The sequence below is a fragment of the Ideonella livida genome (assembly GCF_010499455.1).
Lineage (GTDB): Bacteria > Pseudomonadota > Gammaproteobacteria > Burkholderiales > Burkholderiaceae_C > Ideonella > Ideonella livida.
The window spans coordinates 26,663-42,239 of sequence record NZ_JAAGOH010000021.1 but is presented as its reverse complement, the minus strand read 5'-3'; the positions used below and the strand labels follow the sequence as shown (position 1 = coordinate 42,239).

The 15,577-nt window shown below is 71.5% G+C and carries 16 protein-coding genes; 6 read left to right on the top strand and 10 right to left on the bottom strand.

Annotation, left to right across the window (positions count from 1 at the left end; genetic code table 11):
* Positions 1-200 precede the first annotated feature (200 nt).
* From G3A44_RS16175 to ybiB, 4 genes are all read left to right on the top strand, one after another.
* The gene (locus G3A44_RS16175) at positions 201-1,526 is read left to right on the top strand and encodes an NAD(P)/FAD-dependent oxidoreductase (RefSeq protein ID WP_163458781.1); all 1,326 of its coding nucleotides are present in this window, start codon (positions 201-203) and stop codon (positions 1,524-1,526) included.
* Between the two features lie 130 nt (positions 1,527-1,656).
* A complete protein-coding gene (locus G3A44_RS16170) occupies positions 1,657-2,484 on the top strand; it encodes a type IV pili methyl-accepting chemotaxis transducer N-terminal domain-containing protein (RefSeq protein WP_239061923.1) in 828 nt (275 codons plus the stop codon).
* A gap of 40 nt (positions 2,485-2,524) precedes the next feature.
* The gene (locus tag G3A44_RS16165) at positions 2,525-5,401 is read left to right on the top strand and encodes a nitrate reductase (RefSeq protein WP_163458780.1); all 2,877 of its coding nucleotides are present in this window, start codon (positions 2,525-2,527) and stop codon (positions 5,399-5,401) included.
* 108 nt (positions 5,402-5,509) lie between these two features.
* A complete protein-coding gene (gene ybiB / locus G3A44_RS16160; RefSeq protein ID WP_163458779.1) occupies positions 5,510-6,436 on the top strand; it encodes a DNA-binding protein YbiB in 927 nt (308 codons plus the stop codon).
* A 53-nt stretch (positions 6,437-6,489) separates the two neighbouring features.
* Here the strand turns inward: ybiB and G3A44_RS16155 are convergent, their stop codons facing one another.
* The 7 genes from G3A44_RS16155 to G3A44_RS16125 form a co-directional block, all read right to left on the bottom strand.
* A complete protein-coding gene (locus tag G3A44_RS16155; protein WP_163458778.1) occupies positions 6,490-7,530 on the bottom strand; it encodes a hypothetical protein in 1,041 nt (346 codons plus the stop codon).
* Positions 7,527-8,654, bottom strand: a complete 1,128-nt coding sequence (locus G3A44_RS16150) for an ABC transporter substrate-binding protein (RefSeq protein WP_163458777.1) — start codon at positions 8,652-8,654, stop codon at positions 7,527-7,529. Before G3A44_RS16150 ends, G3A44_RS16155 begins: the two co-directional genes overlap by 4 nt.
* A gap of 344 nt (positions 8,655-8,998) precedes the next feature.
* Positions 8,999-9,211, bottom strand: a complete 213-nt coding sequence (locus tag G3A44_RS16145) for a zinc-finger domain-containing protein (RefSeq protein ID WP_163458776.1) — start codon at positions 9,209-9,211, stop codon at positions 8,999-9,001.
* Between the two features lie 32 nt (positions 9,212-9,243).
* Positions 9,244-10,161, bottom strand: a complete 918-nt coding sequence (locus G3A44_RS16140) for a branched-chain amino acid transaminase (RefSeq protein WP_203561442.1) — start codon at positions 10,159-10,161, stop codon at positions 9,244-9,246.
* A 172-nt stretch (positions 10,162-10,333) separates the two neighbouring features.
* On the bottom strand, positions 10,334-10,771 hold the full coding sequence (locus G3A44_RS16135) for a hypothetical protein (protein ID WP_163458774.1): 438 nt from the start codon (positions 10,769-10,771) through the stop codon (positions 10,334-10,336).
* A gap of 193 nt (positions 10,772-10,964) precedes the next feature.
* The gene (gene radA / locus G3A44_RS16130) at positions 10,965-12,338 is read right to left on the bottom strand and encodes a DNA repair protein RadA (protein WP_163458773.1); all 1,374 of its coding nucleotides are present in this window, start codon (positions 12,336-12,338) and stop codon (positions 10,965-10,967) included.
* A 28-nt stretch (positions 12,339-12,366) separates the two neighbouring features.
* Complete coding sequence (locus tag G3A44_RS16125; RefSeq protein WP_163458772.1) at positions 12,367-12,753, bottom strand: winged helix-turn-helix transcriptional regulator; 387 nt, start codon at positions 12,751-12,753, stop codon at positions 12,367-12,369.
* Between the two features lie 110 nt (positions 12,754-12,863).
* Here G3A44_RS16125 and G3A44_RS16120 point away from each other — a divergent pair, with 110 nt between their 5' ends.
* Both G3A44_RS16120 and rhtB read left to right on the top strand, forming a co-directional pair.
* Entirely contained in the window at positions 12,864-13,367 is a 504-nt protein-coding gene (locus G3A44_RS16120) for a hypothetical protein (protein ID WP_163458771.1), read from the top strand.
* Between the two features lie 61 nt (positions 13,368-13,428).
* Positions 13,429-14,064 (top strand): homoserine/homoserine lactone efflux protein, encoded by a 636-nt coding sequence (gene rhtB / locus G3A44_RS16115; RefSeq protein WP_163458770.1) that lies wholly within the window; start codon positions 13,429-13,431, stop codon positions 14,062-14,064.
* A gap of 46 nt (positions 14,065-14,110) precedes the next feature.
* Here rhtB and G3A44_RS16110 read toward each other — a convergent pair whose 3' ends face one another.
* The 3 genes from G3A44_RS16110 to G3A44_RS16100 all read right to left on the bottom strand — a co-directional run bounded on the left by G3A44_RS16110 (position 14,111) and on the right by G3A44_RS16100 (position 15,572).
* Positions 14,111-14,332: an HP1242/YdcH family protein gene (locus G3A44_RS16110; protein WP_163458769.1), complete on the bottom strand. Its 222-nt coding sequence runs from the start codon at positions 14,330-14,332 to the stop codon at positions 14,111-14,113.
* 137 nt (positions 14,333-14,469) lie between these two features.
* Positions 14,470-15,279, bottom strand: a complete 810-nt coding sequence (locus tag G3A44_RS16105) for a DUF4397 domain-containing protein (protein ID WP_163458768.1) — start codon at positions 15,277-15,279, stop codon at positions 14,470-14,472.
* 71 nt (positions 15,280-15,350) lie between these two features.
* Positions 15,351-15,572, bottom strand: a complete 222-nt coding sequence (locus tag G3A44_RS16100) for a DUF2061 domain-containing protein (protein ID WP_163458767.1) — start codon at positions 15,570-15,572, stop codon at positions 15,351-15,353.
* Positions 15,573-15,577 lie beyond the last annotated feature (5 nt).

The window sequence follows — 15,577 nt, the reverse complement described above, 5'->3', positions numbered from 1 at the left end:
GGCGGCGCCCGCGTCTCATCGGCTCAGGCCGCATCCCCCCTTCCTCCCCACGGTCGCGCCCTGCACGGCTGTCCCCTTGCGGGACGGCGGTCGTGCCCGCTGCGCGCGCCGCTGGCGGCCCGCTCCCCCTGCCCCGATGAGCCCCTGCTGCGGCGATGGCGTTTGCCGGCCTGCACCGGACCCGCATTCCACCGCCCACCATGACAACCACCCGCCTCGTGATCATCGGCAACGGCATGGCCGGCCTGCGCACGCTTGAAGAGCTGCTGCCGCTGCGCCCGCCCGGCCTGTCGGTGACGGTGTTCGGCGCCGAAGACCGCCCCGCATACAACCGCATCCAGCTCTCGCCCGTGCTGGCCGGCGAGATGGACCTGGACGAGGTGGCGCTGCGGCCCGCGTCCTGGTACGCCGAGCAGGGGGTGACGCTGCACCTGGACCAGACCGTCGTGGAGGTGGACCGTCAGCACCGCGAGGTGCGCTGCGCCAGCGGCCTGCGCGCCGGTTACGACCGCCTGGTGCTGGCCACCGGCTCCCTGCCCTTCATGCCGCCGCTGCCCGGCCGCGAGCTGGCCGGCGTGATGGCCTACCGTGACGTGGCCGACACCCAGGCCATGATCGCCGCGGCCCAGGCGTACCGCCAGGCGGTGGTCATCGGCGGCGGCCTGCTGGGCCTGGAGGCCGCCTGCGGCCTGGCCCGGCGCGGCATGGCGGTGACCGTGGTGCACCTGGCCCCCTGGCTGATGGAGCGGCAGCTGGACCGGCCGGCCGGCGCCCTGCTGGCGGCGGCGCTGGGCCGGCGTGGCCTGCACTTTGCGCTGGGCGCGCCCACCGAGGCGCTGCTGGGCGACGCCGCGGGACGGGTGCGTGCGGTGCGCCTGAAAGACGGCCGCGAGCTGCCGGCGTCGCTGGTGGTGGTGGCCGCGGGCATCCGGCCCCGCACCGAGCTGGCCCAGGCCATGGGCCTGCAGTGCGACCACGGCGGCCGCGGTGGTGTGCGGGTGACCGACACCCTGCAGAGCGTGACCGATCCGCGGGTCTATGCGGTGGGCGAATGCGCCAGCCACCGCGGCACGGCCTACGGCCTGGTGGCCCCGGCCTACGAGCAGGCCCGGGTGTGCGCCAACCACCTGGCCGGCCTGGGGGTGGCGCGCTACCCCGGCAGCCAGACCAGCACCCAGCTCAAGGTCAGCGGCATCGCGCTGTTCTCCGCCGGCGACTTCATGGGCGGCGAAGGCTGCGAGGAGATCGTGCTGGACGACCCCGCCGCCGGCGTGTACCGCAAGCTGGTGCTGCGCGAGGGCCGCCTGGTGGGCGCCTGCCTGTACGGCGACACCCAGGACGGCCCGGACCTGCTGCGCCTGATCCGTGCCGGCACGCCGGTGACCACCGGCCGCGACGCCCTGATGTTCGACCCCGCCGGGGTGTTGGCGGCTGGCACGGAAGCGTCCGGCGCCCCGCCGCCAACCCGCCCGGCCCGCCTGGCCGCCGGCACCGCGCTTGACGCACATCAAGCCCTCCCCGCCTGAAGGGGCCGCCAGGCCCACTGTGCACAAAACTTGAAGCTGATTAAGGGCAAACCCTGGTCCACTGGCCATAACTTGGGATGAGAGGGGCACCCCCCATCCCAAGCCTGACCACACCGACAAGGACAACGCCATGACTCGCCTGCCCAACCTCCTGACCTCCGCCACCGCCGCCACCCTGCGCCGCCGCCACATGCTGGCCGCCGGGGCGCTGCTGGCCATGCCCGCACTCCATGGGCAGGCCGCGGTGGCCGACCTCAACGACGCCATCAACAAGGCCGGCCGCCAGCGCATGCTCAGCCAGCGCCTGTCCAAGGCCTGGCTGGCCCTGGGCCAGCAGATCGAGCCCAAGCGCGCCGAGCGCGTGCTCGAGGAGTCAATGGCCACCTTTGACCGTCAGCTCATCGAGCTCAAGGTCTTTGCCCCCACGCCCGAGATCCGCACCACCTACACCCAGCTCGAAGGGGCCTGGAGCGAATACAAGGGCGTGCTGGTGGGCAGCCAACCCACCGCCGCCGCCACCACCCGCCTGATGAGCCTGGACGCCCAGGTGCTGCAGCTGGCCCACCAGGGCACCCAGCAGCTGGAACAGCACGCGGCCAAGCCCTTGAGCCAGCTGGTCAACCTGGCCGGTCGCCAGCGCATGCTCAGCCAGCGCATGGCCAAGTTCCACCTGGCCCTGGCCTGGAAGGCGCCCACCACCGAAGCCGCCCAGCAGATCGACGCCGCCCGCACCGAATTCGTCGCCGGGCTGGACAAGCTGGGCGGCGCCAAGCACACCAGCCCGGCCATCCAGGAACAGCTCAACCTGGCCCGCCAGCAATGGCTGTTCTTTGACGCGGCCCTGGGCCGCGGTGCCGCCCCGGCCCGCAAGGATGCCGAGAACGTCTTCGTCGCCAGCGAGAACATCTTGCAGGTGATGGACAACATCACCGGCCTGTACTCCCGGCTGGCGACCTGATCGCCCGCCGGCGCGCAGGCCGCGCCACCCCTCCGACCCGATGACCCAGACCACCACCACGCGCTCCACCTGTCCCTACTGCGGCGTCGGCTGCGGGGTGCTCATCCAGACCCAAGCCGGCCGCATCACCGGTGTGCAGGGCGACCCGGACCACCCGGCCAACCTCGGCCGACTGTGCTCCAAGGGCAGCACCCTGCACCTGACCGCGGCCGAGCATGTGACGCGCCAGACCCGGCTGCTGCAGCCGCTGCGCCGGCCGCAGCGCGGGGCCGAACCGGTGGCCGTGGGCTGGGACGCCGCGCTGGACGAGGCGGCGCAGCGCTTGGCGGCCCTCCACCAGGCGCATGGGCCGGACGCCATCGGGGTCTACGTCTCGGGCCAACTGCTCACCGAGGACTACTACGTCTTCAACAAGCTGGTGAAGGGCCTGCTGGGCAGCAACCACATCGACACCAACTCCCGGCTGTGCATGTCCAGCGCCGTGGCGGGCTACAAGGCCACGCTGGGCGCCGACGCCCCGCCGTGCAGCTACACCGACCTGGCCCTGGCGCAGACCGTGTTCATCACCGGCAGCAACATGGCCTGGGCCCACCCCATCCTGTTCCGCCGGCTGGAAGATGCGCGCCGCGCCAACCCGGCGCAGAAGTGGATCGTGGCCGACCCGCGCCGCACCGAGACCGCCGCCGCCGCGGTGGAAGCCGGTGGCCTGCACCTGGCCCTGCGCCCGGGCAGCGACATCGCGCTGTACCACGGCCTGCTGCACCTGCTGCTGTGGGAGGGCTTCGCCAACGCCGCCTTCATCGCCGAGCACACCCGCGGCTTTGACGCCCTCAAAGACCGGGTGCGCGACTTCACCCCGCGCCGCACCGCCGAACTGACCGGCCTGCGCGAGGAGGACCTGCTCACCGCCGCGCGCTGGTTCGGCGGCGCCACGCCCACGCTCAGCCTGTACTGCCAGGGCCTGAACCAGAGCCGCGAAGGCACGGCCAAGAACGCCGCGCTCATCAACCTGCACCTGGCCACCGGCCAAATCGGCCTGCCCGGCGCCGGCCCCTTCAGCCTGACCGGCCAGCCCAACGCCATGGGCGGACGCGAGGTGGGCGGCCTGGCCAACCTGCTGTCGGCCCACCGCGACCTGGCCAACCCCGAGCACCGCGCCGAGGTGGCCCGCCTGTGGGGCGTGCCCGAGGTGCCCGCCCGGCCCGGGCTGACGGCGGTGGAAATGTTCCAGGCCGCCGCCGACGGCCAGCTCAAGGCCCTGTGGATCGCCTGCACCAACCCCGCGCAGAGCCTGCCCGACCAGGCCACCGTGCGCCGCGCGCTGGAGCGCGCCGAGTTCGTGATCGTGCAGGAGGCCTTTGCCACCACCGCCACCGCGGCCTACGCCGACCTGCTGCTGCCCGCGACCACCTGGGGAGAGAAGGACGGCACCGTCACCAACAGCGAGCGGCGCATCAGCCGGGTGCGCCCGGCCCTGCCCGCCGCCGGCCAGGCCCGGCACGACTGGGCCATCGCCGCCGACCTGGCGCGCCGCCTGGCCCGGCACATCGCCCCCGAGCGCGTGGCGATGTTCGACTACCCCACGCCGGAAGCGGTATGGCGTGAGCACCGTGAAAGCACCCGAGGCCGGGACCTCGACATCACCGGACTGAGCTACGCCATGCTGGAACAGAACGGACCGCAGCAATGGCCCCTGCGCGAGGGCCAGCACCAGGGCACCGAACGCCTGTACGAGGACGGCCACTTCGCCACCCCCGACGGCCGCGCCCGCTTTGCCGACGTGCCCTTCCTGGGCCTGGCCGAGCCCGTGGACGCCGACTACCCGGTGAGCCTGCTCACCGGACGCCTGCGTGACCAGTGGCACGGCATGAGCCGCACCGGCACCCTGGCGCGGCTGTTCGGCCATGAAGGCGAGCCGGTGGTGGACCTGCACCCGCAGACGCTGAGCCGCCTGGGGCTGGAGGAAGGGGCGTTGGTGCGGGTGGTCTCGCGCCGCGGCCAGCTGGTGCTGCCCGCCCGCGCCCAGGAGGGGGTGGCCCCCGACCAGGCCTTCATCGCCATGCACTGGGGGCAGGAGGTGCTGGGCGGCGCCACCGAGAACGGCCAGGCCCTGCTGGGCGTCAACGGCCTGACCACGCCGGCCTTCTGCGACCGCAGCAAGCAGCCTGAGCTCAAGCACTGCGCCGTGCGCCTGGAGCCCGCCGCCCTGCCCTGGCGCCTGACCGCCATGGCCTGGCTGCCGGCCACCCGCGCCCTGGCCCTGCGCGAGCGGCTCAAGCGGGCCATGCCCGACTTTGGCTGGATGAGCCTGGTGCCCTTCGGCCGGGAGCCCGATGCCGCCGCCACCGACCCCGACGCCGCCCGCGTAGGCCTGCTGCTGCGTGCCGGCGCCCACCGCCCGGTGGGCGAGGCCCTGCTGGCCACCCTGCGCCAGGCCCTGGCCCTGGACCAGCCCGACGTGCTGGCCTACCGCGACCCGCAGCGCCCCGGCCAGCCCGCCGAACGCCTGCTGCGCCTGGGCCGCGACGCCGGCGGCCACGAGCACCTGCAAGCCTTCTGGGTGGCCGGCGATGCCAGTGGCGAGGCCTGGCTGCGCGCCCTGCTGCAGGCCGACGAGGCCCTGCCGCTGCCCGGCCGCAGCCTGCTGGCCCCCCAGGCCCAGCGGCTGCTGGGTCAGGGCGCGACGGTGCGCAGCCCGCAGGTCTGCACCTGCTTTGACGTGCGCGAGGACCGCATCACCGCCCAGCTGGCCCAGTGCGCCGGCGACCCGGCGCAGCGCCTGGCGCAGCTGCAGACGGCGCTGCGCTGCGGCACCAACTGCGGCTCCTGCCTGCCCACCCTGCGAGGCCTGGTGCAGCGGGTGCCGGCGGCGGTGGGGCTGACACCTGCGAAGAGCAGCACGGCCACGCGGTCATGAGGCCGGGCGGCGGTGGCCACCGCGCCGCACGCCGACAATCGGTGCTCCCCTGACCCTGCGCCCGCCGCCCGGGCGCACCGCCCCGGGGCCCGACGGGCCCCCACGCCCATGAGCATCGCCCCCTACCTCAAAGAAATCGGCCGCGGCAAGGACGGGGCACGCGCCCTGAGCCGTGCCCAGGCCGCCGACCTGATGGCCCGCCTGCTGGACGGCCAGCTGAGCGATCTGGAAAAGGGCGGCTTCGCCCTGGCCATGCGCATCAAGGGCGAGACGCCCGAGGAACTGGCCGGCTTCATGGACGCGGTGCAGCCCCGCACCCTGGCGCTGACGGCACCGCCCACGCCGGTGGTGCTGCCCAGCTACAACGGCTCGCGCAAACTGCCCAACCTGACCCCCCTGCTGGCCCTGCTGCTGGCCCGGGAAGGGGTGGCGGTACTGGTGCACGGCTTCGAGGAAGACCCCACCCGCGTGACCTCGGCCCAGGTGTTCGAGGCCCTGGGGCTGCCCGCCGTGACCGAGGCTGCAGCGGCACAGGCCCGCTGGGCCGACGGCCAGCCGGTGTTCATGCCCCTGCAGCGCCTGCACCCCAGCCTGGCAGCACTGCTGCAGCTGCGCGCCGTGCTGGGCCTGCGCAACCCCGGCCACACCCTGGCCAAGCTGCTGCCGGCCCTGCCCGGCAGCCTGCGGGTGGTCAACCACACCCACCCGGAGTACGCCGTCTCGCTGGCGGCCTTCCTCACCCTCACCGGGGCCGACGCGCTGCTGCTGCGCGGCACCGAAGGCGAGCCGGTGGCCGACGCCCGGCGCCTGCCGGCGCTCAAGGCCTTTGTGCGTGGCCAGGCCGAGGAAACGCTCTCGGTGCCGGCACAGGCCGGCTCCCTGGCCCAGCTCCCCAGCCTGCCTGGCGAGGCCAGTGCCCCCGCCACCGCGGACTACATCCGCCAGGTGCTGGCCGGCGCCCTGCCGGTGCCGGCCCCCATCGCCACCCAGGTCAGCACCCTGCTGGCGCTGCGCCGGGCCCTGGGCCCGGCCTGAGCGAACGCGGTCCCCTCCCGGGGCCCGCGCCCGCCCACAGCGGCCACCGTCCGTCAGCGGGCGGCGGCCTGCGGCCGGCTGCCTTCCCACTGGCGGGCCAGCTGCAGCACCTTCTCAAAGGCCTCGCCGTCCTCCAGCAGCGCCGCCTTGGTCTTGGCGTCCAGCGGCTGGGCGATGCCGAACTCGTCACGCGGCATGCGGTCCTCGCGCACCGACTTCAGCAGGCGGCCGATCTCGCCGGCGGCGTGGGCCGGGGTCTGCAGCAGCACCAGGCGCTTGGAGCTGTCGGGGTTGTTGGGCACGTGGCACTCGTTGCACTGGCCGTCGCGCAGGCGCAGGGCCAGCTTGCGGTAGGCCGCGTCCACCTGCGGCGCATACGGGTTCTGGCGGTGCAGCACGCCGTCAAACAGCGTGGCCTTGGGCTGGGCCTGCCCCTGTGCGTCGGTCCACATCCACTGGCCATCAAAGGCATGCGCCACCTTGTCGTGCGGCTGCAGCGGCGCCAGCTCGGTCTTGGCGGTGAACTGGGCCACCGTCACCTTGTCGCGCTGCGGGCTCCACCAGAAGATGATCTCGGCCGCGTTCTCGTAGGTGGACCACTTGTCCTCCTCATGCCAGAACGGGTACGGGAACTGGCCCGGCGCCAGGCGGTTGCGGAAGGCGGTGCGCAGCCGCAGCTGGAACAGCTTCTCCTTCTCGTGCCAGACCACCCGCTGCTCCCCGCTGAACATGAACAGCGGCAGGTACATGCCGGTGATCACGTCGGGCGCGAACTGGGTCAGGTTGGTGTCCTTGAGGGTGCGCGCCGGGTCCTTCTGGCGGCCCCACAGCACAAAGTCCGGCAGCAGCGAACGCAGCACCGGGGTGCGGAACATGCCTTCGCGGCAGGCGTCGAACGCCGCTTGGTCTCCCGCCGGTTTGATGGGGCAGACACTCGCCAGCTCAGTGGCAATGCGCTTGGCGTGCTGCTCGGCGCGGGCCTGCGCCTCAGGCGCCGGCACCGCCGCCAGGGCGGCCCCGGCGGTCATGCCGGCCCACAGGGCCCACCCGCGGAATGCGGCCCGGGTCCAGGCGCTTGCGGCAGTCTTCTTCATCCGATCATCCTTCCTTCTCTGTCCACACTGACGATGTCCACGAAATCGCTGCCATGGCGACCCTGGGTGTAATCCACCACATGGCCACCCAGGTCCAGGCGCAGGCCGTGCAGGGCCTCGGCCAGCGCCTGACGGCTGGGCACGGCCCCGGCACGCGGCGCGGCGGCCAGCGCCGCGGCCGCGGTCACCCGGCCGGTGATGTAACCCTCCAGCACCGTCAGGCCGACGCGCGCCTGCGGATCAATCGCCTGCAGGTCCTCGATGCAATGCTTGACCACGGCGTGCTGCAGACGGGTAGGCCGGGGCACCACGGTGCTCAGGATGAAGGTGCGCCGCATGGCGGCGATGCCCTCCACCACCTCCTGCCCGGCAAATGAGGAGGACAGCACCAGCCCGCGGAAGCCCGCCAGGTCCAGGCGCTGCACCATGGCCAGCACCGGCGCGGCGTTGGTGGTGAAGACCACCGCATCCGGCTTGGCCGCCAGCACCTGGGCCGCCGGCGCGGCGAAATCCTGGGTGTTGCGGTCCAGGGCCACCTGCACCACCGGCTCAATGCGCTCCTGCGCCAGCGCCTCGGTCATGGCGCGGGCATTGGCCCCCGAGGTGTCACGCAGATTGACCAGGGCCACCCGCTTGAGGCCATAGGTGGTCAGGTAGGTGAGCATGCGGCGGTATTCCACGTCGTAGCCCGCCCGCACATGGAACACGCCACGCACGCCTTGCCGGATACCCATGTTGCCGCTGGCCACACCCACCAGGGGCACTCCCGCCGCGGTGACGGCATGGAGCACCGACTCCGCCCCGGCACCGCTGGTCAGCCCCACCAGGGCCTCCACGCCGCGGTCCAGCAGTTCCTGCACATTGGCCTGGACCTTGTCACGCTTGCCACCATCGTCCAGGGTGATCAACTCAAAGCTCAGTCCGCGAGCCTTTGCCTGGGAATTGACGTGGTGCAACGCTGCCCGCAGCCCCAATTGCACATCCTTGCCATAGCGGGCCTGCCCACCAGACAGCGAGGCGCTCTGCCCCAGCCGCACGACCCCGTTGGCCGCCCGGGCCCCGGCGCCGAACGCCCAGGCCACCCCCCCCACACTGCACTGGCCCAGCCAGTCACGCCGATTCATGGGCACCTACTGCCTCCCATTTCTGCGAATTCCAACGTCGCTTCACATCCCGTGAAACTTGATTCACATCAAGGCTATCAGGCGCTCCAGGATCTGGCGCAGCGCAATTGTTGCAAGAAGCAACCCATCCGTTCAGTGGCGCCTCACAGCCGATGAGCGGCGTGAAAACCGGGCGTGACCGGTGTTTTCCCTAGGCGCATAAAAGCATCACAAGATGAGCCTGTGAGCCCAATCCAGGTCATGCCACAGGCCGCGGACGGCCATGAAAAAAGCCCGCCAAGGCGGGCTTTGTGGTGGGGCGGGTGGGGCGCCGCGGCAGGTTTGACCGGGTGGCGCCGCCGGCCTCAGTGGCCGTGGGCGATCTTCTCGCCGGCCTTCAGGCGGTACACCGTGCCGCAGTAGGGGCACTTGCCCTGGCCGTCGTGGCTCAGGTCCACATAGACCTTGGGGTGGCTGCTCCACTGGGTCATCTTGGGGTTGGGACAGAAGACCACGCCCGGGCCGTGCAGGTCCTGGGCGGTGACTTCGACGACGGCGGCGGCTTGGGGGCTGCTCATGACGGATCTCCTGGCGCAGGTGCTGGCCGGTCTCAGACCGGGCTCAGCCAGTGGGCGTACTTCGGGTTGCGGCCGAAGACGATGTCAAAGAAGGCCGACTGGATCTTCTCGGTGATGGGGCCGCGGGCACCGCAGCCGAGCTGCACACGGTCCAGCTCACGGATGGGCGTGACCTCGGCGGCGGTGCCGGTGAAGAAGGCCTCGTCGCAGATGTAGACCTCGTCACGGGTGATGCGCTTTTGCACCAGCTCGATGCCCAGATCCTTGCAGATGTGGAAGATGGTGTTGCGGGTGATGCCGTTGAGCGCGCCGGCCGACAGGTCGGGGGTGTAGACCACGCCGTCCTTGATCACGAAGATGTTCTCGCCCGCCCCCTCGGAGACGAAGCCGGCGGAGTCCAGCAGCAGGGCCTCGTCGTAGCCGTCGTCCGTGGCCTCCATGTTGGCCAGGATGGAGTTGGTGTAGTTGGACACCGTCTTGGCCTGCGTCATCGTGATGTTGACGTGGTGGCGGGTGTAGCTGGAGGTCTTGACGCGGATGCCACGCTTCATGCCTTCCTCGCCCAGGTAGGCGCCCCAGGGCCAGGCAGCGACCATGGCGTGCACGGTGTTGCCCTTGGGGCTGACGCCCAGCTTCTCCGAGCCGATCCAGATCAGCGGACGCAGGTAGCCGCTTTCCAGCTGGTTCTCGCGCACCACGGCCTTCTGGGCCTCTTCCAGCTCCTCCAGGCCAAAGCGCATCGGCATGCGCAGGATCTTGGCCGAGTTCAGCAGGCGTTGGGTGTGCTCGCGCAGGCGGAAGATGGCGGTGCCTTCAGCGGTCTTGTAGGCGCGCACGCCCTCGAAGGCGCCACAGCCGTAGTGCAGGGTGTGGGTCAGCACGTGGATCTTCGCGTCGCGCCAATCCACCAGCTGGCCGTCCATCCAGATCTTGCCGTCGCGATCGTCCATGCCCATGGCCTGTGTTCCTTGTCTCAGAGTGGAGGGATTCCAACAAAACCCGACATTTTAGGCCGGGCCTCTGACAGGCGGGCATGTCGAACGGCGATGTAAGAGGCGCGGGCCTGCGCCGCCCTTCACCAGCTCCCGCCCACCCGGCGGAGAACCGGCCGCCGCCGCCGCTTCAGGCCTGCGCCGGGGCAGGCGCCACACCCACGGCATCGTCGTCCAGGACCGACTCGCGGCTGAGCGTCCACTCGGCCAGCCGGCCGCCCATGAGGGTGAGGGTGAGGCGGGCGCCGGACTCGTCGTCCCACACGAAGCGCTCGGCCCGCGGGGGATGGCCCTGCACCTCCTGGGCCTGGCCCAGACTGCCGGTGAGCGGCAGGATCTGCACCAGGGTCAAGCCCTTGCGCAGCTTGGCATGCACCATGACGGCGCTGCCCACACGGCCCTTGGGGGCCACGGCCGCCTTGCGCAGCACCCGCAGCACGCGGCTGAACTGCAGCACCAGCCAGAAGACCACCACCGTGACCGCCAGGACCACGCCTGGCCAGCCGCCCTGCCACCAGCCCACGCCCAGCGCCAGCATGGCCAGGGCCCAGCCCCAGCGTGCATCCATCGTCACCACTCCTGAGAAAGCCGCCCGAGCCGCCGGCCCTCCGGCAGTCTGCAACTTTCTGAAACACAGTTGCGCATGCTACGACGCAGGCATGCCCCCTGGCACTGTGGGGATCCCTTGCCCGTGACTTTGAGTGGCGTGGGGTGGCCCGACTTGACGCCACTCGCCATTCTGCGGCAGGGCCAGTCCGGGCTCAGGCGTCAGCCAGGCTGCGCAGCAGGTCGATGGCCTGCTCGATGCGCTCCACCGGGTGGATCGTCAGGCCTTCGATGGGCTTCTTGGGCAGGTTGGCCTGCGGCACCACCGCCACACTGAAGCCCAGCTTGGCGGCCTCCTTCAGGCGCTCCTGGCCGCGCGGTGCCGGCCGGACCTCACCCGCCAGCCCCACCTCACCAAAGGCGAAGAAGCCACGCGGCAGGGCGCGGCCGCGCAGGCTGCTCTGGATGGCCAGCAGCACGGCCAGGTCGGCCGCCGGCTCGCTGATGCGCACGCCGCCCACGGCGTTGACGAAGACGTCCTGGTCGGCGCAGGCCACGCCGCCGTGGCGGTGCAGCACCGCCAGCAGCATGGCCAGGCGATCGCGCTCCAGGCCCACCGACAGGCGCCGCGGGCTGGGCCCGCCGTCGTCCACCAGGGCCTGGATCTCCACCAGCAGCGGCCGCGTGCCCTCCAGCGTGACCAGCACGCAGGCGCCCGGCACCGGCTCGGTGTGGGTGGACAGGAAGATGGCGCTGGGGTTGGTGACGCCGCGCAGCCCGCGCTCGGTCATGGCGAACACGCCGATCTCGTTGACCGCGCCAAAGCGGTTCTTGATGGCCCGCACCAGGCGGTAGGCGCTGTGGGTGTCCCCCTCGAAGTACAGCACCGTGTCCACGATGTGCTCGAGCACGCGCGGCCCGGCCAGCGCGCCTTCCTTGGTGACATGGCCCACCAGCACCAGCGCGCAGCCGGTGGCCTTGGCGGTGCGGGTGAGCTGGGCCGCGCATTCACGCACCTGGGCCACCGAGCCCGGGGCGGAGCTGAGCTGCTCGGAATACAGCGTCTGGATGGAGTCGATCACGCAGAAGGCGGGCTTCTCGGCGGCCAGCGTGGCCTGGATCTTCTCCAGGCTGATCTCGGCCAGCACACGCACGGCCGTGCCCGGCAGGTCCAGCCGCCGGGCGCGCAGCGCCACCTGCGCGGTGGACTCCTCTCCTGTCACATAGAGCACCTTGACCCGGCTGGACAGCGCGTCCACCGCCTGCAGCAGCAGGGTGGATTTGCCGATGCCCGGGTCGCCGCCGATGAGCACCACGCCGCCTTCGACGATGCCGCCGCCCAGCACCCGGTCCAACTCAGCCAGGCCGGTGGGCGTGCGCGCCACATCACCGGCCTCGATCTCACTGAGCGTGGCCACGGGCTGCGAGGCCGCCAGGGCCTGGAAGCGGTTCTTGCCGACGGCCGGCGCAGCCTCGACCACGGTCTCCTCCAACGTGTTCCAGGCCTTGCACTGCGGGCACTGGCCCAGCCAGCGGGCGCTGGTGCCGCCACATTCGGAACAGGTGTACTGGGTCTTGGCCTTGGACATGGCGGCGATTGTGGCGGCTGGCCGCGGGTCAGTCCGCCTCGCCAGCCGTCGCCTGCGGCCCGGTCAGGCCGGTGAGCTGCGCACCAAAGGCGGCCATGGCGGCGATCACCCCGCGCAGCTGCTGGCCCAAGGGGGTGAGGGTGTACTCGGTGCGCGGTGGCACCTCGGCAAAGACGGTGCGCACCAGCACGCCGTGGCGCTCCAGCAGGCGCAGGCGCTCGGCCAGCACCTTGGGGCTGATGCCCGGCAAGCCGGCCAGCAGCTCGGAGTAGCGGCGCGTGCCGGGCAGCAGGTCACGCACGATCTGCGTGGTCCATTTGCCCTCGATGAGCTGCGCGCAGCGGCGCACGGGGCAGTCGTCGGCGCAAGCCGGCGGCGCCGGGTCCTGACGGGGGTCAGAGGGGCTGAGGTTCATGTCGCCATGGTGCCATGGTTACCAAAAAGTGCTTACTTCCTAAAAGGAAGTATTGAGCCTAGCATGACTGCATTCCTCCACTGCACCCCCCTTCGCGGGGCCTGACCTCCATGACCCTCGAGTACTCCTTCAAAGCCACCACCCCACCCGTGCAGACCGCGCAGCCGGCGGCTGCGGCCACCTCAACGGCCGCATCGGCCGCCCTCCCGGCGACGGGCTGGCTGCGCGGCACGCTGTGGTTCATCGCCGTGGTGCAGTTCGTGCTGGGTGCCGGCTTCACGCTGGCCCCCGCCCAAATGGCGCAGAGCCTGGGGCTGCCGCCGGTGCCGGGCTGGGCCCACTGGATGTTCGCCATGATGGGCGCACGCTTTCTGGCGGTGGGCGCGGGCATGCTGTTGGCGGCCCGCGACCCTTGGCGCCACCGCGCCTGGCTGGGCGCGATGATCGGCATCCAGGCCATCGACGGCCTGGCCACCTGGGCCTACCTGTGGGCCGGCACGGTGACGCTGGCCCAGGTCAGCACGGCGTCCTTCCTGCCGGTGGTGTTCATCGCCCTGCTCTGGCGCGGCTGGCCCCGCCCGCCCCTTGGCGGGCAGGCCGGCGCGGGGGCATGATCGGGGGTTCACCGCCGCGCCTGCGGACGCGGCGTCCTCGACGATCTGCAGGACCTCCGACATGGACTTCTCCACCTGGCTGCCCTTCTTCATCGCCACCGTGGCGATCAGCCTCTCGCCCGGGCCGGGCGCCATCGCCGCCATGGGGGCGGGCCTGAACCACGGCTTTCGCCAGGGCCAGACCATCGCCTTCGGCCTGGCACTGGGCGTGTGCACCCAGCTGGCGGTGGTGGGGGTGGGCCTGGGCGCGCTGCTGGCCACCTCGGAGCTGGCCTTCGCGGTGGTGAAGTGGCTGGGCGCGGCGTATCTGGTGTGGCTGGGCATCCAGCAGTGGCGCTCGCCGGCCAGCCCCATTCAGGCGCCCGCCGGCGCGGGCGCCGAGCCCGATCCGCACCTGCGCCGCCACCTGCTGCTGCGCGGCTGGACGGTGAACGCCCTCAACCCCAAGGGCACGGTGTTCCTGCTGGCGGTGATGCCGCAGTTCCTGGACCTGGCCCGGCCGCTGCTGGCGCAGTACCTGACCATCGGCGTCACCTTCGGCTTGGTGGAGTTCTGCGTGATGACCGGCTATGTGGGCCTGGCCTCCCGGGTACTGGGCCTGCTGCGCTCGCCGCGCCACATCCAGTGGATGAACCGCACCTTCGGCGGCCTGTTCGTGGCGGCCGGCGCGGTGCTGGCCACCTTCAAGCGGGCCTGAGCGGCCTGCGCCGGCCGGGGCCCGGTGTCACCGGGCTCCTGGCCGCTCAGACGGCGGCTGCGGCCTTGCGCAGCACGGTGTAGAGCTGGTCCTTGAGTGCCAGCTTCTCCTTCTTGAGCACCTCAATCTCCTCCGGGGTGCCGCCCACGATGTGGGCTTCCATGTTCTTGATGCGCTGGTCGAGCTCGTTGTGGCGGTCGAACAGGTGCACGAAGTGCTGGTCGCTGGTCTTGAGCTGGGTGATCAGGTCGCGGTATTCGGGGAACATCGTGTCGTGCCTTTCTGAGTGGTCCCGGGGGTATCCGGTGGCGGACCTGCCTGGGCCCGCAAATCCACTCTACGCCCGGGCCTGCACCTGAACCTGAACCTACATCAAGACAGCACGCCGGATTGCCAAGCCGCGGCTCAGGCGTAGTTGGCCAGCACCAGCGAGCTGGACTGCTGCACCAGCACGCCCACCGTGGGCCCGGGCGGTGCCACCACCAGCGTCACCACACTGCCACCGCCCAGGCTGAAGCCGTCGACATGAGAGGCAAACAGCAGGGTGCCGTCCTCGCTGGTCACCCAGACCCGCCAAAGCGTGCCGGCGTCCACACTGCTGAAACCGCCCAGACTGCCCATGGCCTCCAGCACGGTGGTGTCGGCCAGGGGGTCCAGGTCGGCCAGGTCGGACGCGCTGGCCTCGGTGTCGGTCAGGTAGACGTTCAGCGGCCCCTGCCCGCCGCAGGCGTGCAGGGCGCGCACCTTCACCAGGCCCGAGGCCGGGGCGCTGGTGGTCTCCGGCAGGTACTTGAAGGTCAGGGCATCGGTGCTGCTGCCCAGGCTGCCCAGGGCCACCAGCGTGGTGCTGCTGTCGCTGTCGTAGCTGTGGCTGCTGCTGAACTTGTCGCTGCTGCCGCCGGCAGCGCGCAGGCTGACCTGCACATCGCCGGCCTCCACCTCCAGCCAGGCCGAGGCGGTACCGCCCTGCGACAGCGAGGACACGGCCAAGGAGCCTTCCACCCAGAAGTCGGCCGTGGTGTAGTTGGTGGTGGCATTGACCACCCGCAGCCAGGCGGTTTCGGTGGTGGCGGTCTCGCAACCCGCCAACCCGCCCATCGACAGGCCCAGACCGCCCAGCAGCCAGCGCAGGCTGTCACGGCGGTTGAGCTTGGGCGAGACCGGGAGGTCTGTGGGCTGGGCCTGAGGCCCGGAAAAGCGGCGGAGCAGGGACATGACGCGCATGCTGGCCGGGCCGCGCAAGGCCCGCATGCCTGCGGCGTGAAGAAGCGTGAACGGCCGTGCGCTCAGGCAGGCTGCGGGGCCGGCACCGGTGCCGGCGTGGTTGCGGGGCCGGCGGCCGGCTGGCGGCGCTCCCACCAGCGGTCGAAGAAGTAGTGGGCCACGGTGTTGCACAGGGGCTCGACCAGGGTGATGGCCCCCGCGATGGCCAGGTTGCCGGTGAGCGCGTAGCCCACCCCAAAGGACGTGCCCAGATGCACAACACCGAAAGCGGCGGATTTGGCCATGGAAG